At 71.3% G+C, this 21435-nt stretch carries 17 protein-coding genes; 7 read left to right on the top strand and 10 right to left on the bottom strand.

The features are described 5' to 3' along the window. Positions 1–79 precede the first annotated feature (79 nt). The 3 genes from HHX41_RS28175 to HHX41_RS28165 all read right to left on the bottom strand — a co-directional run bounded on the left by HHX41_RS28175 (position 80) and on the right by HHX41_RS28165 (position 3116). A complete protein-coding gene (locus tag HHX41_RS28175; protein WP_182908379.1) occupies positions 80–1018 on the bottom strand; it encodes a GNAT family N-acetyltransferase in 939 nt (312 codons plus the stop codon). Positions 1019–1175: 157 nt separating this feature from the next. Continuing rightward, positions 1176–2513 (bottom strand): YibE/F family protein, encoded by a 1338-nt coding sequence (locus HHX41_RS28170; RefSeq protein WP_182908378.1) that lies wholly within the window; start codon positions 2511–2513, stop codon positions 1176–1178. Between the two features lie 135 nt (positions 2514–2648). Next, positions 2649–3116 carry a hypothetical protein gene (locus HHX41_RS28165; protein WP_182908377.1) on the bottom strand — a complete coding sequence of 156 codons (468 nt, stop codon included), beginning with the start codon at positions 3114–3116 and terminating at the stop codon, positions 2649–2651. A gap of 424 nt (positions 3117–3540) precedes the next feature. Here HHX41_RS28165 and HHX41_RS28160 point away from each other — a divergent pair, with 424 nt between their 5' ends. The 3 genes from HHX41_RS28160 (at position 3541) to HHX41_RS28150 (ending at position 6839) form a co-directional block, all read left to right on the top strand. Then, complete coding sequence (locus HHX41_RS28160) at positions 3541–5037, top strand: cellulose binding domain-containing protein (protein ID WP_220504490.1); 1497 nt, start codon at positions 3541–3543, stop codon at positions 5035–5037. Between the two features lie 12 nt (positions 5038–5049). Next, the gene (locus HHX41_RS28155; RefSeq protein WP_220504489.1) at positions 5050–6480 is read left to right on the top strand and encodes a cellulose binding domain-containing protein; all 1431 of its coding nucleotides are present in this window, start codon (positions 5050–5052) and stop codon (positions 6478–6480) included. A gap of 62 nt (positions 6481–6542) precedes the next feature. Further along, on the top strand, positions 6543–6839 hold the full coding sequence (locus tag HHX41_RS28150; protein ID WP_182908376.1) for an ATP-binding protein: 297 nt from the start codon (positions 6543–6545) through the stop codon (positions 6837–6839). 42 nt (positions 6840–6881) lie between these two features. Here the strand turns inward: HHX41_RS28150 and HHX41_RS28145 are convergent, their stop codons facing one another. Next, the gene (locus HHX41_RS28145) at positions 6882–7238 is read right to left on the bottom strand and encodes a nucleotide pyrophosphohydrolase (RefSeq protein WP_310742207.1); all 357 of its coding nucleotides are present in this window, start codon (positions 7236–7238) and stop codon (positions 6882–6884) included. A gap of 11 nt (positions 7239–7249) precedes the next feature. Next, complete coding sequence (locus tag HHX41_RS28140; protein WP_182908375.1) at positions 7250–9244, bottom strand: N-6 DNA methylase; 1995 nt, start codon at positions 9242–9244, stop codon at positions 7250–7252. 145 nt (positions 9245–9389) lie between these two features. On the opposite strand from HHX41_RS28140, the gene HHX41_RS42000 reads away from it, so the two are divergent. The 3 genes from HHX41_RS42000 (at position 9390) to HHX41_RS28125 (ending at position 12469) form a co-directional block, all read left to right on the top strand. Further along, a complete protein-coding gene (locus tag HHX41_RS42000) occupies positions 9390–9869 on the top strand; it encodes a hypothetical protein (protein ID WP_182908374.1) in 480 nt (159 codons plus the stop codon). Between the two features lie 29 nt (positions 9870–9898). Further along, a complete protein-coding gene (locus HHX41_RS28130; RefSeq protein ID WP_182908373.1) occupies positions 9899–11497 on the top strand; it encodes a GMC family oxidoreductase in 1599 nt (532 codons plus the stop codon). A gap of 189 nt (positions 11498–11686) precedes the next feature. Continuing rightward, a complete protein-coding gene (locus HHX41_RS28125) occupies positions 11687–12469 on the top strand; it encodes a hypothetical protein (RefSeq protein WP_182908372.1) in 783 nt (260 codons plus the stop codon). Positions 12470–12518: 49 nt separating this feature from the next. Here HHX41_RS28125 and treZ read toward each other — a convergent pair whose 3' ends face one another. The 5 genes from treZ to HHX41_RS28100 form a co-directional block, all read right to left on the bottom strand. Then, the gene (treZ, locus tag HHX41_RS28120) at positions 12519–14216 is read right to left on the bottom strand and encodes a malto-oligosyltrehalose trehalohydrolase (protein ID WP_182908371.1); all 1698 of its coding nucleotides are present in this window, start codon (positions 14214–14216) and stop codon (positions 12519–12521) included. A gap of 29 nt (positions 14217–14245) precedes the next feature. Then, complete coding sequence (gene treY, locus HHX41_RS28115) at positions 14246–16456, bottom strand: malto-oligosyltrehalose synthase (protein WP_182908370.1); 2211 nt, start codon at positions 16454–16456, stop codon at positions 14246–14248. 238 nt (positions 16457–16694) lie between these two features. Beyond that, positions 16695–18848 (bottom strand): glycogen debranching protein GlgX, encoded by a 2154-nt coding sequence (gene glgX, locus HHX41_RS28110; protein WP_169982081.1) that lies wholly within the window; start codon positions 18846–18848, stop codon positions 16695–16697. 336 nt (positions 18849–19184) lie between these two features. Then, a complete protein-coding gene (locus HHX41_RS28105; protein ID WP_182908369.1) occupies positions 19185–19952 on the bottom strand; it encodes an MBL fold metallo-hydrolase in 768 nt (255 codons plus the stop codon). A gap of 54 nt (positions 19953–20006) precedes the next feature. Next, positions 20007–20378, bottom strand: a complete 372-nt coding sequence (locus tag HHX41_RS28100) for a helix-turn-helix domain-containing protein (RefSeq protein ID WP_182908368.1) — start codon at positions 20376–20378, stop codon at positions 20007–20009. A gap of 76 nt (positions 20379–20454) precedes the next feature. On the opposite strand from HHX41_RS28100, the gene HHX41_RS28095 reads away from it, so the two are divergent. After that, on the top strand, positions 20455–21312 hold the full coding sequence (locus HHX41_RS28095) for an SDR family oxidoreductase (protein WP_182908367.1): 858 nt from the start codon (positions 20455–20457) through the stop codon (positions 21310–21312). Positions 21313–21435 lie beyond the last annotated feature (123 nt).

Raw genomic sequence — 21435 nt, 5'->3', positions numbered from 1 at the left:
TCCCCTCGTCCACAGCGATCACGGCAGCGAGAAGGACATCATCACAGCTCCCGCTGCCCGGCGGACACCGGCGACCGTCCTACTGCCCCCCGCCTTCGCTCCATGTCATGTCGATCCGGCGCCCGATGACCTCGTATCCGGCGCGGAGGAACGCCCGGGCCATCGGGACGTTCCCGACGTCGGTGGCCGCGCGGATGCGCGGGACGCCCTGCCCGGCGAGGATCCGCGTCCCCTCGGCCAGCAGGTCGTCGATGTAGCCGTTGCCGCGGTGAGCGGGCACGACCCCGATGTACGCGATCACCGGGTTGTACTCGTTACGCGCCGGAATGACGAATCCCACCGGTTCGCCCTCGGGTGACGTGGCGATCCGCCACCATTCCCGTGGGCTTCGGTAGTGGGCGAGCTCGTCGTCGTAGTGCTCGGCAGCGGCCCGCTCGGCGGGCATGCGGGCGAGGTCGGCGCGGCTGTGGGCGTCGAGCGTGCCGTCGAGGACGAGGGTCATCAGGGCGACCATTTCCTCCCTGCCGGCCACGGGCCGGAAATCCAGCCGCCCGTTCTGCGCCGCGATGGGAGCGCCAGGCCGCCACTCCAGCCGCAGCCGTTCGACGAGCGGCCGGGCACCGGCCCGCTCCAGCACGGCCATACGGTTCTCGACGGCGCGCCTCGTCTCCGCGTCGTCACGCCACCGCGGTGGGATGAACGCGTTGTATTCCGGCGGGCGTACCCCTTCGGGCAGCACCGCGGCGCTCGCGGTCTCGAACAACCGGAGCCCGGCGTCGAGGCTCGCCGGTCCGGGCGCGGCGTCGTCGAGGTCGAGGATGTCCAGCAATGCCGGTGGCTCGCCCGCGCGCGGGGCCCACCAGGCCAGCCTGGCGACGAGGCGGTCGCCGCGCAGTGCCATCCACATCCACTCGGGCCGCCGGCGGCCGGAGGCCAGGTCGTCGTCCAGCTCGTCGTTCAGCACGTACGGCAGGCGGCAGAACAGGTCGAGTTCCGCACGCCCCGTGACAGGGCGCATGATCAAACTATCGGGGTTCACGGCGCTTCCTCAGGTGAGGCGTGCCCGCTCGCGCCCAGGGGTCAGCGTCCGGCCGTACCCCCGGAAGGAACCGGCACGACATTCTCGGTACACATCGGCTCGTCCCCTCCTCTCCTCGTCAAGGTGTCCGCCTGTTCTATCGGATGTGCCGCCCGGCGGGCCAATCGTTTTCCGTCCCGGACCCGGAAGGCCAGTGGGTCTCGGGGGAATCGTCCGAGTCGTCCCAGACCGCCTCGCGCCGCCGGCGACGCTCAGCCGGCTCCTTCCCGGAGCGCTGCCGGGGTGCCGCCAGCGCGGCCAGCGCGGTGGTCACGGGGACGGCCGCGATGAGTCCCAGCGTGCCGACGACGCTGCGGATGATCTCCTGCGCGAGCACGGGGTTGCGCAGCACGTCCGCGAGCGGCTGGTCGCCGACGCTGAACAGCAACAGCAGGGGCAGCGCGGCCCCGGCGTACGCGAGGACGATCGTGTTGATCACCGAGGCGATGTGGGCCCGGCCGACGCGGGCGGTGGCCCGGTAGAGACGCCCGAAGTCGTAACCGGGGTTGGCCGCCGCCAGTTCCCGCACGGTGGCCGCCTGGGTCACGGTGACGTCGTCGAGGACGCCGAGCGCGCCGATGATGATCCCCGCGAGCAGCAGGCCCTGCCCGTTGATCCGGTAGTTGCCGTTGAGCAGGAACGAGCTGTCGTCGGTGACCCCCGTGAGGTACGCGACGTCGATGGCGAAGGCGGACAGCAGACCGGTGAGGGCGAGGCTGACCAGCGTGCCCAGCACCGCCATCGACGTCGTGATCGTGAAGCCGTGGGTGAGGTACAGGACCGCCAGCATGATCGCGGCGGAGCCGGTGATCGCGACCAGGGTCGGCGGCTCGCCGGCGAGGATCGCGGGGACGACGAAGGTCAGCAGCAGGACGAAGGTCACGGCCAGCCCCATCAGCGCCGTCAGCCCGCGCCAGCGCCCGAAGGCGACGACCGCCAGGGCGAACGCGGCGACGAACAGCCACAGCGGAGAGGACCGGTCGTGGTCCGACAGCAGATACTCCGGTGCGTCGAGCGCGCCGTCCGGCACATGGACCAGCACCACGTCCTCGCCGACCGCGAACCGCTGCGCACCGGGACCGGTGGGAAGATCGGTGGTCACGCTCCGGCCCTCGTCGGGCCCGCTGGTGATCCTGACCCGGACGTCCCCGCAGGAGCCGGAGTCCGCCGCTGCGGCCGTACCGGCCGCCTGCTCGCCCGGTACGGCGGGGCAGGGCTTGGCCACGATGCCGGTGACCGTCCCGTCGACCTGCCGCAGCGAGGGCGAGGCCGGGCCGTCCAGCCGGCCGTGGCCCGGCCACAGCCATATCAGGGCGGCCACCGTCGCCAGGGCGACGGGGACGATGACGGCCAGCGTGGCCACCACGGTCCGGCGTGAGACAGGCGCGGGCGGGGCGGTCGGAGCGGTCGTGCCGTGAATGTGATTGGCGCCCATCTGGACGTACGTCTCCTCGCATCGGGTCGTGCCGCACCGATGGTAAAGGTCCGCCGGGAACGGCGAGGCCGCCCGGCACCGGCCGGGCGGCCTCTACGTCCACCGGATCAGGCCGCGGTGACGGACTCGCGGGGGTCAGCCGCAGTTGCCCCACTTCAGGCGGCCACCGCTGGCGATCTCCCCGTCGACGCGCGTGTCGGCGATCGTGCCGTAGTACTTCACGCACTTGTCCCTGGCGTTCAGCTTCACCGGGCCGGCGTAGTACTTGTACTTCTTCGTGTGGTCGATCTTCTCGGCCGTCCTCGTGCCGGACAGCCGCACCATGAGCTGGGCGGTGGCCCTGGTGGGCGTGCCGACGTACTTCGACTTGATCGTGACGACGCAGTTCTGGGCCGTCCTGCGGTTGTAGAGCAGGTAGACGTGCCCGAAGACCTCTCCCGACCGGGTCTTCACGGCTCGGGTGCCGTCACTGACCCGGCCGAAACCGGAGCCGCACACCCCTTCCGGGGTGTAACCGGCGGAGATCGCGTATGCCGGGTTGGCGACGAGTCCTCCGACGGCCAGCGCCGCTGCGACGACGACCGTACTCGCGGACCTGCGCATACGTTGTCCTTTCCCAACCGCCGCCCTCCGTCCGGGCGGCGTCCAGGCGATCATCCTTGCGGATCATCAACCAGGAGATGACCGAAACAGTCAAATTGGGCAAGGCGAATCATGCCGGGCGCCACTCGGCGCCGGCTGAATCGAAACCCGCCGTCGTCCCCAGGAGGGCCCGACGACGCAAGCTTCACCTGGTCGCCCGCCACGGGTCCGGCCGCTGAAACATTCAGCCCGCTCCGCCGTCATCGGCCGCTGAAGAGGTGAACGGCAGGAGTCGTCCGCCGACGCCTTGACCTTGGCCATGGCGGCCGTTGACTCTCCCTCTGGCGGCGCACGACCGGCGGGATCACGCCGCTCCCGCATCTGGAGCCGAACTGACGGAGGTCTTCGCGGCTGCTCCTGTTGGCGCACACATGACGGAGGTCCAATGCGTGGCATACGAAGAACCGGTCATCGCCAGGCGGCGCAGCGCGCACAGGTCCGCAGCGGAAGCCCGGCGTACGGCTCGCGCATGCGCACGGTCGTCGCGTGCTCCGTGGCGGCCCTGACCGGACTGATCGGCGCTGTGACCCACCAGGCGGCGGCCGGGGCGTCCGCCGCCGCCTGCCGGGTGGACTACGCCGTCACGTCGCAGTGGCCCGGCGGGTTCACCGCCGCCGTCTCCGTGACGAACCTCGGCGACCCCGTCTCCGGCTGGACGCTGGCATGGTCCTTCTCCGCGGGTCAGAGGGTTACTCAGGCGTGGAGCGCCACCGTCACGCAGAACGGGGCCCAGGTCGCCGCGGCCGATACCGGATACAACGCGACCCTCGCCACCGGCGGCTCCGCCGCCTTCGGCTTCAACGGCTCCTGGAACGACTCCGCCAACCCCGTGCCCTCCTCCTTCACGCTGAACGGCACCGCCTGCACAGGCTCGGCGACCTCCACGCCGAGCCCCTCCGGCAGCCCCTCCGCGAGCCGGACACCGAGCCCCACGCCCACTCCGACCCCGCGCGGCGGCGACGGCAGCCCGCCCGACCCCGACATCACCTATGTCGGGCGGTGGGACACCGCTTCGAGCACCGGGTACGTGCCGAACTGGGCGGGCGCCTATCTCGCGACCGCGTTCACCGGGACCACGGTGAAGATCAAACAGCGGGACGCCGTCAACATGTACGTCAGCATCGACGGGGGCGCCGACGTGTTCTACGCCGGCGTCAAGGGCACCGTGAACCTGACCCCGGCCCCGCTGCCCGCCGGCACCCACACGCTGCGCGTGTCCTACCGCTCAGGGGACACGATCTTCCAAGGGCTGGTGCTCGACCCGGGGGCGACCACCGTGGACCCGCCCCCCTCCACCAAGCTCATCGAGTTCGTCGGCGACTCCATCACCGCCGGATACCTCGATTCGAAGCTCGCGCTGTCGGCGTACGGCTGGGTGCTGGGCGAGAGACTGCACGTCCGGCACACCCAGATCGCCCGCGCCGGCTACTGCCTCGTCGCGCAGGAGGGGTGCGCCGGGCAGAGCACTCAGTATTTCAAGCTCGGCAGCACCGGCACCGCGGACTGGGACTTCTCCCGCTACCGCGCCGACGCCGTCGTGATCAACCTCGGCACCAACGACATCGGCCACCACGTCACCGGCTCCACCTTCCAGTCGGCCTACACCACCTTCCTGCGCGCCATCCGAGCGAAGTACCCGAATGCGGCCCTGTTCGCGATGGAGACGTTCAAGCAGCGCTACGTCGCCGAGACCAAGGCGGCGGTGGCGGCGCGCAACGCCTCCGGCGACGCCAACGTCTACTACATCGACACCGAGGGCTGGCTGACCACCGGCATCGACTACGCCGACGGCGACGGGCACCCCAACGATGCCGGGCATATCAAGATCGCCAACCGCCTCGCCCCCATCATCGCGCCCAAGATCGGTGTCCCCGTCCCCTAGCGGAGGCTGTCCGTGCCGTACCCCACCAGAGGGCTGCTTCGCTCCCTGCTCGCCTGCACACTGGCCGCGGTTCTCACCGCGATCTCGATCGCGACCCCTCCCTCCGGGCACGCCGCCACCGGCGACGGCTCGCCGACCGATCCCAACATCTCCTTCACCGGGCGGTGGGACACCAGCGACCCCACCGCCTACACCCCGCACTGGGCCGGCGCCTACTTCACCACCGGCTTCACCGGCACCACCGTCAAGCTCAAGCAGCGCAACACCATCGACCTGTACGCCAGCGTCGACGGAGGGCCCTACATCTCCTACACGAACGTCAGCGGCACGGTGAACCTGACCCCGACACCGCTGAAGGCCGGCACCCACACCCTGCGCGTGTCCTACCGAGTCGTGGCAGGGTCGTACCACGGTGACGCCGTCTTCCGGGGGCTCGTCCTCGACCCCGGCGCCGGTACCGTCGCCCCGCCGGTTCCGCGCGAGCTCATCGAGTTCGTCGGCGACTCGATCACCGTGGGAACGACGACTTCGAAGAACGCGCTCACCGCGTACGGCTGGCTCATCGGGGAGCGGTTGGGCGCGCGGCACACCCAGATCGCCCAGGGCGGCGCCTGCCTGGTCGCCACCGCCGACGGCTGCGTCGGCCTGGAGAAGCAGTTCGTCAAGCTCGACGCCAACACGTCCACCCCCGACTGGGACTTCTCCCGCTACACCGCCGACGCCGTCGTGATCAACCTGGGTACCAACGACTCCGGCCATGGGGTTCACACGCCGGAATTCCAGACCTCCTACACCAACCTGCTCCGCCAGGTGCGGGCGAAATACCCCAAGGCAGCCATCTTCGCGCTTGAGACCTTCAGCAAGCGATTCGCCGCCCAGACGCAGGCGGCGGTCACGGCCCTCAACGACGGCGGCGACGCCAACGTGTACTACGTCAACACCGAGGGATGGCTGACCAGCGCGGACCTCAGCGACTCCGTGCATCCCAACGACGCCGGTCACCAAGTGATCGCCGATCGCCTGACCCCGATCATCTCCGCCAAGCTCGGCGGGTCCCCCTCGCCGTCGCCACGTCCCACTCCCACTCCCACGCCGACACCGACACCGACACCGCCTGCGACAGGAAGCTGCGCGGTGACCTACAGCGTCACCAACCAGTGGCCGGGTGGTTTCCAGGGCGATGTGACGATCGGCAACACCGGCGGCACGGCGGTCAACGGCTGGAGGCTGACCTGGTCCTTCCCCAGCGGGCAGCAGATCAGCCAGATATGGAACGGCGCCTACAGTCAAAGCGGCAGCACCGTGACCGTGAGCGACGCCGGGTGGAACGCCGCCATCCCGGCCGGTGGCACGGCGGCGTTCGGATTCATCGCCGGCCAGTCCGGAACGAACGGCAGGCCGACCGCCTTCGCCCTCAACGGCACACCCTGCGCCGTGCGCTGACCGCGACCAGCCCGGGGCCGGAGCGGCGCCCGGTCAGGGAGTCGGCGAAGAGGGCAGTCAGCGTGGCTCAGTCACCATGGACGGCAGATTCCGCGTCGCGCGGAGGATTCGGGACGACCGGCATCAGCGGAGCCTCGGCGACGAGTACGGTCCGCGTCACGGTCAGCCGCGAGAAAGACCTGCTCGTCGTGGACGTCCACGACCCCTGTCCCACGCTTCCGCGGCTACGCCGCGCCGGCACGCTCGACGCGCATGGCCGGGGGCTCGCGATCATCCAGGCCTTCTCCCACCACTGGGGCTGGGCCCTCACCCCGTACGGCAAGTCCGTCTGGTTCCAGCTCCTCGCCTGGCCGGAGTGAGGGTGGGCGGCGGATTGTCGTTCCTGAATCAGGTGAGGGCCGTCACGAGGTCATCGGGGGCGCCTTCCTGGCGGAGCCGCGATAGGTCTCGGGGTCGTACCGGCGCTCGCTGTCGTCCAGCTTGGCGTTGGCGGCCTCCGCGAGGTCGACGCCCAGCACGTCGGCCAGCCTGACCAGGTACACCATGACGTCTCCGATCTCGGCGCGGACCCTGCGCAGGGCGTCCTCGTCGAGGTTCCGCGACTCCTCGGCCGTCAGCCACTGGAACTCGGCGACGAGCTCCCCCGCCTCACCGGCGAGGGCCATCGCCAGGTTCTTGGGCGTGTGGAACCTCTCCCAGTCCCGCACGCGTACGAACTCGCGCAACCGGGCCGTCAGGTGCTCCAGTTCACCGCTCACTGCAACCGACCCTACTCGGCCGGTCCCACCGCGCCGTGGGTGAGACCGTCCGCCATCAGCCTGACCAGGTCCTCTCCGAGCGCCGCCGCCTCGCGAAGGGCCGTCCGGAACTCGGCCAGGCGCCGGAACGCCTCGCCGTACCGGCGTTGCTCCTCCATCGGCAGCAGCGGCACCTCCGCACGCCGTACGTCCACCCGGTAGCGCGACGACATGGAGCTGTAATGACGCACGTTGATGGACGCGCAGAGGAAACCGGCGAGGAAGTCCGGGTCGAGCGCCTCGGGGTCGGGCCGTAACAGCGACAGGTACGGGCCGAGCAGCGCGTCGCCCTTCGCCAGCACCCGCGCGACCGGGATGGTCACGACCTGGGGCACCACGACGTCGCCGGGCCGCGTGACGATCCGCTTCGCCCCGGCGTGCTCGGGGGTTCCCGTCGCGGACCGGCCTTCGAGCACGTCCTCGACGGTGAGCACCGGCGCCTCCCGCGGGGGTTCCTCCCCCGGCCGGGCCGGCGTCTGTTGTTCCAGGACGAGCATGCCGCGCCGCACCAGCTCGGGCAGCGGGACCGGGGCGAACTCCTCCGACGGCGGCCTCCCCGCCGCGGGCATCAGCCCGGCGACGGTCCCGAGCAGCCCGGTGAGCCGGGAGCGGGCTGCGGCGATCCGCTCCGGCGACAGGTCGTCGGCCGCCGTGGACAGGTAGCGGGCGGGGGTGAGGTCCACGTCCTCGTCGAGCAGGTCGACGAGCGGGACCGACCTGCTGACTCCCGGTTCGTCCAGCTCGCGCCCCACACCGAACTCCCGCCAGGCCTCGACGGCCACCCGGGCGTAGTCGTCCGGCCTGCCGGAGGTGTCGACCATCAGCACGTGGCTCGGCGTGCCGCCCTCGGCCGGCTGGCACAGGATCCACAGCGTCAACCCGACCGCCACGTTGGGCACGGTGCCCTGCGGGAGCGTGATGACCGCGCGCAACGCGCCGCGCCGCAGCAACTGCGACCTGATTCGCCGGCCCGACCTGCGGCTGGCCACCGCCGGGGGCATGAGGAGCACGGCCACGCCTCCGGGCGCCAGGTGCGCGAGCACGTGCTGCACCCAGGCCAGCTCGGGCTCCACGCGCGGCGGCAGGCCGTACTCCCACCGGGGATCGGCCGTCAGCTCCTCGTATCCCCAGTTGCGGTCGTTGAACGGCGGGTTGCACACCACCGCGTCGACGAACTCGCCGGGGAAGGCGTCCGCGCGCAGCGAGTCTCCCGCCCTGATCCGCGCGTTGTCGCAACGCAGCGCGAGCCGTACGGCGGTAAGCCGGGCGGCCACGGGATCGACGTCCTGGCCGAGCAGCCGGGCCCCGGGCGAGCGCTCCAGCGCGCGGCCGAGGATGCGGCCAGAACCGCAGGCCGGGTCGAGCAGTGAGCCGAACCCGTCGCCCACGAGGTCGAGCGTGAGCGAGACGATCTCGGCGGGGGTGGAGTAGACGCGCCTGGTGTGCACCTCGAAGTACCGCTCGCGCAGGAACTCGAAGGTGTCGCGGGCGCCGCGCTCGGCGGCCAGCCGGGCGATCGAGCGGACCAACGGCACCCGGGTCACCGGAACGGTCTCGGGAAACGCCTCCGCACCGGCGGTCTTCGCGCACGTCGCGCGCACCCGGGCCGGGAGGTCCCGCGCGACCGTCCCGTCGTCGGCGGCCGACAGCCCGTCCCAGTCGTCCGCCTCGTGCTGCACGTACACGAGGAAGGCCCCGAGGTCGGCGATCAGATCGGCGAGGTCGTCGTCGTCGACGGTCGCGCGCAGGTCCTGCCAGAGCCACTCGTCCGCGGCGAGTTCCCTGTCCTCGGCGTGGCCGCGCAGCCACTCCCGGATCTCCGCGAAGGAGAACACCGGGCTGGTGGACGTGCCCCCCACGGGCTCGGGGAAGTCGTCGTGCCGGCGCCGCCAGTTGCTGACCGCCGCGCGTCCCACGCCGGCCAGGCGGGCGATGTCCGCCGCGGTGACCTGTACGTCTCGCCGCACGCCGCTCCGCCTTCCCAGTTGTCCGATCAGACCGGACCATATCCGATGCACCGGACACGGGCAACGTCCCGGCAAGGACTGGTTGATTCGGTCAACACATGCTCTAATGGACGCCAGGAGTCGTCATGGAAGGGAGCAAAGGATCGTGAGCACCCCCACCACGCGCCTCAGGTCGCTGCGCCGCGGGCGCGCGATCCATCTCCTCGACATCGAGAATTTGACCGGGACCGCGCTCCCGACGACTCACGACGTACAGCGGGTCATGCACGCCTACCAGCGGACGGTGCCGGTCGGGCCGCTGGACCAGTTCATCGTGGCGGTCAACCACAACGCGCTCGTCTCCGTGGGGATCGCGCTGCGCGGGGTGCAGTTGCTGGCCCGCTCGGGACGGGACGGCGCCGATCAGGCCCTCGACGAGGCGGCCCGTACGGCGCGGGTGGACCTGCGGTTCGAGCGGGCGGTGATCGGGTCGGGCGACGGCTACTTCGCCGACCTGGCCCTCTGGCTGGCGGGCTGCGGCCTGCACGTCACCGTCGTCGCCCAGCGCGCCTGCCTGAGCTGGCGGCTCTACACCGCGGTCCCCGACACCGTCACCTTCGAGCTGCCCGTCCCCCAGGCCGCTTGAAGCCGGAGCGGCGTGGGCACGATGAGGGCGTGATCGACTATTTAGTGATCGGGGCCGGGTCGGCCGGATGCGTCCTGGCCAACCGGCTGTCGGAGGATCCGGCCGTCCGCGTGCTGCTGGTCGAGGCGGGCGGCGCCGACCGCCACCCGCTCTACCACGTGCCCAAGGGCTTCGGAAAACTCTTCGACGATCCGCGGAAGGTCTGGCACTACCGGACGCAGCCGTTCGGTCCCGACGGCCAGGCCGAGATATGGCCGCGCGGCCGGGTTCTCGGCGGGTCGAGCTCCATCAACGGCATGGTGTACAACCGCGGCCACCGCGCCGACTACGACGAACTCGTACGGCTCGGCAACCCCGGCTGGGGCTGGGAGACCATGCTGCCGGTCTTCCGCGCGATGGAGGACAACGCCCTCGGCGCCACGGCCACCCGCGGAGCGGGCGGGCCGCTGCACGTGTCCCCTCCGCGCGATCCCGATCCCCTCTGCGACGAGATGATCGCATCCGGCGCCGCGCTCGGCCTGACCGCCATGCCGGACGTCAACGAGTCCGACGACGAACGCGTCGGCCACGCGATGGCGACCATCAAGGACGGACGGCGGTTCAGCGCGGCCAGGGCCTTCCTGCACCCCGTACGCGACCGGGCCAACCTCACCGTCGTGACCGGGACCACGGTGACCGGGCTGCTGTTCGACGGCGACAAGGTCGTCGGGGTCACCGCCCGGGACGCCGGCGGCGCCCTGGTCGAGTATCGCGCCGCCCGGGAGGTCGTCCTGTCCCTGGGCAGCCTGGGCACGCCGAAGCTGCTGCAGTCGTCCGGGATCGGCCCCGCGGATGTGCTGCGGCCGGCCGGGGTCGAGGTCAGGCTGGACCGGCCGATGGTCGGCGCGCGCATGCGCGAGCACCGGTGCCTGGCGCTGAAGTTCCGGCTGAAGGACGACCTCGGCTACAACCGCATGCTGTCCACGCCGCTGCGGCAGGGCGTCACCGCGCTGCGATACCTGGTGAACCGCGGGGGCCCGCTCGCCGCGCCGGCCTACGACGTGATCGCCTTCCTGAAGACCCGGCCCGAGCTGGACCGGCCGGACGCCCAGCTCCTGATGGGGCCGTGGTCGGTCGCGACGTACCGGGCGGGCGAGACGGTCACGGTGGAGCGGCAGCCCGGGGTCTCGGTCGTCGCCGAGATCCTCCGCCCGACCGCGGAGGGCAGCGTGGCCATCACCTCCGCCGACCCGGACGCGCCGCTGCGCATCGAGCCCAACTACTTCGGCTCCGAGCACGACCGGCGCGTCGGCGTCGACCTGTTCCGCCGCATGCGGGAGTACTTCGCCCAGGAGCCGATCGCGGGACGGCTCGCCCACGAGACCTTTCCCGGGCCGCAGGTGGACTCCGACGAGGAGATCGTCGACGCGGCGCTGGGCGGCGGCTACTGCGGCTACCACGCGATGGGCACCTGCGCCATGGGCCCCGGCGACGACGACGTGGTCGACTCGCGGCTGCGCGTGCGGGGCCTCGACAACCTGCGGATCGTCGACTGCTCGGTGCTGCCGACCATGATCTCGGGCAACCTGAACGGCCCCATCATGGCGATGGCCTGGCACGCCGCCGACCTCATCCTCGACAGGGCCTGACTCGTGCATGCCGGGGAGAGGAGCGTCTGAACCGCCGGTTTCCCACCTGACGGACCGCCGCCTTGAAGTTCGCTTGCAGCGCGGATCGGCTAGCGGAGATCAAGGGATCTGCAAGGGGGCGGCCGTTCACTAGGTGCACAAGCCCGGCGGCCAGCGGAAACGCCGGGAGCACCCCCTGAGGAGATCATCATGAAGCGCACCGCTCTCGGCATGGCCGCCGCCGCGATCACCGGCCTCACCGCCCTCCCCGCCCTCGCCGTTCCCGCGTCCGCCACCGCCTCCGGTTCCGACACCTGTGTGAGCGGCTACGTCTGGCGCGAGGCACGCCCCTCCGACCACGTCTGCGTCACCCCCGCCGTCCGCACGCAGACCGCCAAGGACAACAGTGTCAGGTTCTCCCGCTGGACCAACGGAGCATACGGCCCGCACACCTGCGTGACGGGCTACGTCTGGCGCGAGGCTTTCACCGGTGACGACGTCTGCGTCACGCCGGCCGTACGTCAGCAGGCGCGCAACGACAACGCCGCCGCGGCCGGCCGCCGGGCCTCGTCCTCCGGCATCGCGTCCCCGATCGTCATCAACCGCAGGGTCAACTTCAGCGGAGGGGTCCCGGTCGGTGGCTGGACCTCGCTGACCGTGTACCGCGACGGGACGTACCAGTGGTCCGGGCACATGCACGACTCGGGCGGCACCAGCTACAACTTCTCGGGCGTCTGCGTCGTCCGCACGTCGTCGGGCTCGGCTTTCGTCTTCGAGACCTTCGGGCGGCTCCACGGGACGTTCGACTCCGGATCCCGCGACCACAACTGGAACAAGTCGGGCACTATCTCCTCCCTGCCGACGGCCTGGCGTGCGTCCTCGGGGTACACCTGGAGCTGCCAGAACAGCGTCAAGCTCAACCTCGACGGCACGGTGAAGACCGCGCTCGACGCCGTCGGATACGTCAAGTCGGTCATCGCGATCGTCGCCTGAAGCGATCACACGGTGACACCGATTCCGCGGACGCCGGCTCGGCCGTCTGTCAGACCTCCGCGATGGCCAGGGAACGGCCGGGCAGTTCGAGAGCCTCTCCGGTGAGGCGGGCGGACTCGTCGGACGCGAGCAGGATCCGTGACGCGGCCAGCCGTACGGGCACCGGGCCGTCGGCGAAGTTGGCGGCGACCCGCAGCGAGCCGCGTTCGATCACCACGACGCGCCGGTCCTCGTCCACCTCGACCCGCACCCGGTCCAGGCGGGGATCGGCGAGGTCGGGGTGGGACCGGCGCAGCGCGATCAGGTCGCGATACCAGCCCAGCAGCGAGGCGTGCTCGTCCTTCGACAGCTCCTCCCAGTCGAGCTTGGAACGCAGGAACGTGTCCTCGTCGCCCGGCTCGGGGGCCTTCCAGTCGTAGCCGAAGCCCTCGAACTCCTTCCTGCGCCGTTCGCCCTCGCCCTCCGCCAGGTGCGGCTCGAAGTGGTCGGTGAAGAAGTAGAACGGCGTCGTCGCCCCCCACTCCTCGCCCATGAACAGCATGGGCGTGAACGGCGAGGTCAGCAGCAGCCCGGAGGCCAGGCGGAGCTGCCCGGGCCGCATGCGGTCGCCCTCGGGCCGGTTGCCGATCTGGTCGTGGTTCTGGGCGCAGCAGACGAACCGGTGGCCGGGGATCCCGGTCGCCGGCCTGCCGTGGCTGCGCCCGCGGAACGACGAATAGGTGCCGTCGTGGAAGTAACCCCTGGTCAGCACCTTCGCCAGCGACGACGGCGTCGCGAAGTCGCCGTAGTAGGCGTTGGTCTCCCCGGTGACGTTCGCGTGGATGGCGTGGTGGACGTCGTCGTTCCAGCTCGCGTGCATGCCGAGGCCGCCGGCCTCGCGCGGGGTGACCATGCGCGGGTCGTTGAGGTCCGACTCGGCGATGAGCGTGAGCGGCCGGCCCACGGCGGTGGACAGGGCGTCGACCTCGGCCGACAGCTCCTCCAGGAAGTGGACCGCCCGCTTGTCGTGCAGGGCGTGCACGGCGTCGAGGCGCAGCCCGTCGACGTGGTAGTCGCGCAGCCACTGCAGGGCGTTCTCGATGAAGTAGCGCCGTACCTCGTCCGAGCCGGGCCCGTCGAGGTTGACCGCGTCGCCCCAGTAGGACCCCTTCGCGTCGTGGAAGTACGGCCCGAACTTGGCCAGGTAGTTGCCCGAAGGACCGAGGTGGTTGTAGACGACGTCGAGGATGACGCCGACGCCGGCCCGGTGGCAGGCGTCCACCAGGCTCTTCAGCCCGTCCGGGCCGCCGTACTCCTCGAAGACCGCGTAGAGCTCGACACCGTCGTAACCCCAGTTGCGCTTTCCCGGCACGGGCGGCACCGGCATGATCTCGACGAAGTCGACGCCGAGGTCCACCAGGTGCTCCAACCGGTCGGCCACCCCCCGGAAGGTGCCCTCCGGCGAGAACGTGCCGACGTGCAGCTCGTAGATCACCCCGCCGCGCAGGTCGCGGCCGAGCCAGTCCTGGTCCCTCCAGGCGAACCTGTCGTGGTGGTAGACCCGGCTCGGGCCGTTCACCCCGTACGGCTGCCGCCGCGTCCTCGGGTCGGGGAACGGCCCGTCGCCGTCCACGTGGAAGGCGTAGTCGAGGTCGTGCTCGTCGCCGGGGGCGGTCCACCAGCCGCCCTCGCCCCGTGTCATCGCGTGCCGGGAACCGCCGTGCTCGACCTCGATCCGCTCCGCCGCCGGCGCCCAGACCTCGAACATGCCTCATCTCCCCCTGTCGAACGAAGCCGTCAGCCCTCGAGAATCGCGACCGGATAAGCGGACAGCAGGTCGGCCATCCGCACCTCGCCGGTGTGCTCCGCGCCGGTGAGCAGGTCGCGCCAGCGCCCCGGCGGCAGCGTGATCGTCTCGCTCCCCCAGCCGCCCTCGCGCTCCAGCCCGACCGGCAGCCGGGTCGCGACCACGACCGCGGCCGTCCCCTGCCCGGGAACGCCCCGGGTGAACGCCACCGCGTGCTCCCCCGCCTCGACCGGCGCGTACGGCGCCTCGGGGTCGAGCCGCTGCCGCAGGCCGAGGGCGGCGGCGGTGACGCGGATCTTCTGGCCGTCCCAGCTGTCGTCGGGCTCGGCCAGCAGCCGGCGGCGCCGCTCGAAGTCGACCGGCCGCCGGTTGTCCGGGTCGACCAGGGAGAAGTCGGTGGTCTCGTTGCCCTGGTAGACGTCCGGGATGCCCGGCATGAGGAGCTGGACGGCCTTCTGCCCGAGCGAGTTGACCCGGGCGTACCGGTCCACGACCTCGGTGAACGCGGCGACCGAGTAGCCGCAGGCGTCCATGGCCCGCCGGGCGAAGTCCCGGATCCCGTCCTCGTAGGCCGGGTCGGGGTTGAGCCAGGAGATCGCCGTCTTGGCCTCGCGCGCGGCCTTGAGCAGATAGTCGGTGTAGCGGTCGAGGGAGATCGGCCAGGCCGCCATCAGCGACTGCCAGGCGAGGTAGTCGAGCTTGGGGTCGAACGACACGGCCGCGGCCCAGGAGTCGACGGCCATCGCCCATTCCTCGGGCATCTCCGCCAGCACCGCCAGGCGGGCGCGCACGTCCTCCGACCGCTTGGTGTCGTGGGTGGACAGCGTGGTCATCGTCCGCGGCGGCAGGCCCGCGCAGAACTCGTGGAACTCGGCCGCCGAGACCCCGAACCTGTCGGGCTCGCCGCCCACCTCGTTGAGGCAGGCCAGCGGATACCACCGGTAGAGCGCGGTGTCCTCGACGCCCTTGGCCATGACCGGCCCGCAGGTCTGCTGGAAGCGGGTGACCGCCTCGGGCGGGCCGTACAGGACGAGGTTGGCGGCCTTGGCCACCGCGTCGGGGTCGGTCCGGGTGGCCGCCAGCGCGGCCGCCTCCTGGATGATCGCCTCGGACTCGGCGGACGGCTGCTCGCCCGGGTTCACGTACGCCCGGTAGACGGGCATCGCGGCCAGCAGCTCCACGACGGCCTCGCGCAGCGCCGGATCGCCGAGATCGTCGGTCAGCCGGTCGACCTCTCCCGAGAAGAACAGGTCGATGACGTGCTTCTTGGCGTCGTGGCGCACGGTCTCGTAGTCGTCGCGCACGCCGGTGTGACGTCCGAACGTCTCGACCAGCGCGTCGCGGCCCGCCGGGTCGACGAACAGCCGGGTGACCATGTTGAGCGCGTCGTAACCGGTGGTGCCGTCGCACGGCCATTCGGCGGGCAGCCGCTCGCCGTCGATGAGGATCTTCTCCACCCACAGCGGGCCGGGCACGTGCGGGCGCAGCCGCCGCAGGTAGCCGCGGGGGTCGGCGAGGCCGTCCGGATGGTCGACGCGCAGGCCGTGGATCACCCCCTCCTCGATGAGGCGGAAGGTGACGGCGTGCGTGGCCTCGAAGACCTCGGGGTCCTCCACGCGCAGGCCCATCAGCGACGAGACGTCGAAGAACCGCCGGTAGCCGGGGCTCTCCCGCCAGTGGGCCAGCCGGTAGTGCTGGGCCTCCAGCAGTTCCGGCAACGGCAGGTGCTCGGTGCCGGGCCTGATCGGGAACGCGTGGTCGTGGTAGCGCAGCGCCTGACCGTCCACGCCGTCGTCCACACGCAGCGCCTCGTCGGCGTCGTCCCCGAGCAGCGGCAGGATGACCGGCCACTGGAAGTCGAACCACCGGGAGGCCGGCGACCCGGGGCCGTCCCGCAGCGCCGCCCAGAGCTGGGCGTTGTCCGACTCCGGCACCGGCACCGTCATGTGGTTGGGCACGATGTCGGACACCAGCGGCATGCCCGCGGCCGCCAGCGCCCGCAGGCCCTCCTCCCCGCCGAACTCCTCGCGTACGCGGCCGTGGTCGGTCACGTCGTACCCGTGCTGGGAGTCCGGGCAGGCCTGGAGGATCGGCGACAGGTAGAGGTGGCCCACCCCCAGCTCGCGGAGGTACCCGACGAGGCTCGCGGCCTGGGCGAACCCGAAGTCAGGCGTCAGCTGGACCCGATAGGTAGAAGTCACCGAACCACCTTTCGCAGCGCGTTGCCGGAGTGTTCATAGTGCACGTCACGAGCGCGCCCCTGCCACCACCAAGGCCGGCAGGAGCTCCGGACTGGAACCCCTCTTGCCCGAAGCGACGCGCGCTAACACCGGTAGGCACTCTATTGCGGCATCGCCGCTGGTCAGGACCGTAGCCGGGCCGCGTGCGGCGACATTTCCCGGGCCGCGTGCGGCGACATTTCCCGAGCCCGGCGCACGGTCAGACGCGGCGCAGCACCCGCACCGACCGGCCGCTCACGGGCACGGCCTCGCCGGCCCGGCACACGCGCGACTCGCTCAGCACCGGCATCGCCGTGTCCAGCTCGGTGGCCCACAGCTCGCCGTAGTCGTCCGGGATCGTGAACTTGATGACCTCGTGGTGGGCGTTGAAGAGCAGGAGGAACGAGTCGTCGCTGATCCGCCGGCCGCGCCGGTCGGGCTCGGTGATGGCGTCGCCGTTCAGGAACACCGCCAGCGCCTTGGCGTAGCCGTTCGTCCAGTCGGCGTCGGTCATCTCGGTGCCGGACGGCGTGAGCCAGGCGATGTCGCTCAGCTGGTCGTGCGAGCCGCGTACGGGCCGGCCGTAGAAGAAGCGGCGGCGGCGGAAGACCGGGTGGTCACGGCGCAGCCGGGCCAGGCGCCGGGTGAAGTCGAGCAGCTGGCGCTTCTCCCTGGTGCCCGCGTCGTCCCCGGTGGTGGAGTTCCGGGCGCCGGCCTCCAGGATCGTGCCCCAGTCGACCCAGCTGATCTCGTTGTCCTGGCAGTAGGAGTTGTTGTTGCCCTGCTGGGTGCGGCCGATCTCGTCGCCGTGCGACAGCATCGGCACGCCCTGCGACAGGAACAGCGTGGCCAGGAAGTTGCGCTTCTGCCGGTCGCGCAGCTGCGCGACCGGGCCGGTGGCCGGACCCTCGACCCCGCAGTTCCAGGAGCGGTTGTCGTCCGCGCCGTCGCGGTTGTCCTCGCCGTTGGCCTCGTTGTGCTTGTCGTTGTACGACACGAGGTCCTGCAGCGTGAAGCCGTCGTGGCAGGTGACGAAGTTGATCGACGCGGCCGGGCGGCGGCTGTCGTCCTGGTAGAGGTCGCTCGACCCGGTCAGGCGGCTGGCGAACTCCGGCAGCGCGGCGGGCTCGCCCCGCCACAGGTCGCGGATCGTGTCGCGGTAGCGGCCGTTCCACTCGGTCCAGCGGGCCGGGAAGTTGCCGACCTGGTAGCCGCCGGGGCCGACGTCCCACGGCTCGGCGATCAGCTTGACCTGCGACAGCACCGGGTCCTGCTGGACGAGGTCGAAGAACGCGCTCAGCCGGTCGACCTCGTGCAGCTCTCGGGCGAGGGAGGCCGCGAGGTCGAAGCGGAAGCCGTCCACGTGCATGTCGCGCACCCAGTAGCGCAGCGAGTCCATGATGAGCTGGAGCGCGTGCGGGCTGCGCATCAGCAGGCTGTTGCCGGTGCCGGTGGTGTCCATGTAGTACCGCCGGTCGTCCTCGACCAGCCGGTAGTAGTTCGCGTTGTCGATGCCGCGCATGGACAGGGTCGGGCCGAGGTGGTTGCCCTCCGCCGTGTGGTTGTAGACGACGTCGAGGATCACCTCGATGCCCGCCTCGTGCAGGGCCTTGACCATCGCCTTGAACTCCAGCACCTGACCGCCGCGCTGCCCCGAGCTGGAGTACGCGTTGTGCGGCGCGAAGAAGCCGATCGTGTTGTAGCCCCAGTAGTTGGACAGCCCCCGCTTCTCCAGCATGTGGTCGGTCACGAACTGGTGGACCGGCATGAGCTCGATCGCCGTGACTCCGAGCGAGGTCAGGTGGTCGATGATCTCCGGGTGGCCCAGGGCGGCGTACGTGCCCCGGATCCGCTCGGGGATCTTCGGGTGGCTGATCGTCAGGCCCCGCACGTGGGCCTCGTAGATCACGGTGTCGTGGTACGGCGTGGCCGGCGGCCGGTCGTGCCCCCAGCCGAAGAACGGGTTGACGACGACGGACCTCGGCACGTAGGGCGCCGAGTCGCTGTCGTCGCGGCTGTCCGGCTCGCCGAAGCGGTAGCCGTACACCGCCTGATCCCACTGCACCGAGCCCTCCACCGCCTTGGCGTACGGGTCCAGCAGCAGCTTGTTGGGGTTGCAGCGCAGGCCGTCCGCGGGCGAGTACGGCCCGTGGACGCGGTAGCCGTACCGCTGGCCCGGCCCCACACCGGGCAGGTAGCAGTGCCAGACGAAGCCGTCCACCTCGCTCAGCGGGACGCGTTCCTCGTTGCCGTCGTCGTCGAACAGGCACAGCTCGACCCGCTCGGCCACCTCGGAGAAGAGCGCGAAGTTGGTGCCCGCGCCGTCGTACGTCGCTCCGAGCGGATAGGAATCCCCCGGCCAGATCTCCCTCACTGGACCTCCTCGCCCGCCGGCTCGGCGGTCATGCCGGGAAGGCCCCGGAGCCCACCGGCTCTATGGTCGCGCTCGCTCGCGGTCCGTGCCCCTGCCGGAATCCCGCGCGCGAGATCGTGGTGCTGAGTGTCGTTCACAAGACATCGTGCCTGCCCAGAAAAGGCTCCGACAGTCCCGCCACGTTAACTGCGTGTATGGCAACGGGTTGAACCGGCCATCAGTGGGCAAAGCGCCGGTGACCTGGCCCGACGCACGGAGTCCGGGAGGGCGGAGGGCGGAGTGCGGGACGGCCGGCCCGCCGCGGCCGCCCCTCGCCCGCCGGGGACCGCGGCCGCCTCAGCGTGCCGGGCTCACCGAGGGACCGGGCGCCCCGGCCAGGCCGCGTACGGCGTCGATCACCCGGGCGACGCGGTCCCCGGTCGCGGTCGGCCCGTGGGCCGAGGCGATCGCGATGATCTCCATGGCCGCGAGCCGGTCGACGTACCGGCCGAAGAGTCGCGGGTCGAGCCAGCGGTGCCAGGGGCTGAGCCCGGCGCCGAACCCGCGCACGGCCTCCAGGTAGTCCTCAAGCGGGAGGTCCCCAGCGTCCGCCGTCGCCACCGGCGTCTCGGCACCGAAGCAGTCGGCCGCCCAGTAGACGCCGCTGCGGTCGTCGTACAGGCCGCGGGTCGCCGGCGCGTCGTAGAGCGGGGGCCGCACCGCGGTCAGCCGCCGGTCGCCCGCGTCGAACGACTCGTCGTCGGCGATCCGGCGCGTGCGGCCCGGTGGCGGCGCGAATCCGCGTACCGAGCCGGAGCGCACGGGGGCGCCGGTGACCAGCGTCGCGGCCGGGCACATCTCCAGGGCGACCTCCAGGTTGCCCGCGTGGTCGGGGTCGTCGTGGCTCAGGAAGATCCATCGCACGTCGCGCGGCTCCACGACCGCGAAGACGTCCTCGGTCCAGCGCTCGCGGTGCCCGGCCGCGCCGGTGTCCACGATCACCGGCTCGCGCCCGGTGATGACCATCGAGTTGGTGTGGGCGTATCCCGCCGCGACCGGTTCGATAACCGGGACGAGCACCACGTCGGGCGCGATCCGCCACGGACCTGTCAGCTGTGTGTCCATGCCCACAGGCTCTGCGGACGGTCTTGTTCCGAACTTGGCGCGGGCTTGCCCGCCTCAGCGCGCCTCGCGGCGTTCCCGGGCGGCGACGACCTCGGGCATGCGCTCCTCCGTCCAGGCGATGAGGGGGAGCAGGCGCTCGGCGGCCTCGCGGCCGAGCGGCGTGAGGCTGTATTCGACCCGGGGCGGGATCGTGTGCTCGGCCTCCCGCAGCACCATGCCGTCGCGTTCCAGTGCCTGGAGGGTCTGGGACAGCATCTTCTCGCTCACCCCGTCGACCCGGCGGCGCAGCGCGTTGAAGCGGTAGGGCCCTTCGTACAGGGCCGCAAGCGCCAGGATCGCCCACCGGCCGGTGATGGTCTCCAGCACGGTGCGCGAGGTGCACTTCCGTGAGAAGACGTCGGCGACGAGCTCCTCGAACTCCTCCATGGCCGTCAGCTTACGCTCTCGAAGTACTTTCTGATAGAAAGCACTAACCGAACGAAAGCACTGTGGAGGAGAAACCATGATTGTCGTGACCGGGGCGACCGGGCATCTGGGCCGTCTGGTGATCGAGGAGCTCGCCGCGCGCGTCCCCGCCTCGCGGATCGTCGCGGCGGTGCGCAGCCCGGAGAAGGCGGCCGACCTGGCCGGACGCGGCGTCCAGGTGCGTGAGGCCGACTACGACCGTCCCGCCACCCTGGGGCCGGCCTTCGAGGGCGCCGCCAAGGTCCTGCTCATCTCCGGCACCGAGCCCGGCCGGCGCCTCGCCCAGCACCAGGCCGTGGTGGACGCGGCGAAGGCGGCCGGGGTGGAGTCGGTCGCCTACACGAGCATCCTGCACGCCGACACCACTCCGCTGGGCCTCGCGCCCGAGCACAGGGCGACCGAGGAGTACATCCGCGCGAGCGGGCTGTCCTTCACCTTCCTGCGCAACGGCTGGTACCACGAGAACTACGTCGCGACGGCCCGGCAGGGCGCGCGGCACGGCGTCATCGCGGGCAGCGCCCGCGAAGGCCGCGTCGCCTCGGCGGCGCGGGCCGACTTCGCCGCCGCCGCGGCGGCCGTCCTGACCGGAGAGGGACACCGAGGCGCCGTGTACGAGCTGTCGGGCGACGTCGCCTGGAGCATGCCCGAACTGGCCGCCGTGGTCGCCGAACTGTCCGGCGCCCCGGTCGAGTACCGGGACCTGCCCGTCGCCGAGTACGCCAAGGTGCTGGAGGCGAACGGCCTGCCGGAGCCGGTCGCCGCGATGTTCGCCCAGACCGACGCCGACATCGCCGACGGCTGGCTCGGCGGCACCCCCGGCGACCTGTCCCGCCTCATCGGCCGCCCCACCACGCCGCTGCGCGACACCCTCGCCGAAGCCCTGAAGAACGGCTAGTGCGGTGACCACGAACGTTCGCCGGGTTGGTCAGGCGGCTTCGTCGGCGGGTCGTCCCCAGCGGCGTTGTTTCTCGCTGCGGATGCGGGCGCGTTCGCGTCGCTGGGCGGCCAGTACGTCGGG

The organism is Microbispora sp. H13382, assembly GCF_014161445.1.
Classification (GTDB): Bacteria; Actinomycetota; Actinomycetes; order Streptosporangiales; family Streptosporangiaceae; genus Microbispora.
The sequence above is the reverse complement of the archived record's forward strand: the minus strand, read 5'-3'. Positions and strand labels throughout refer to the sequence as shown.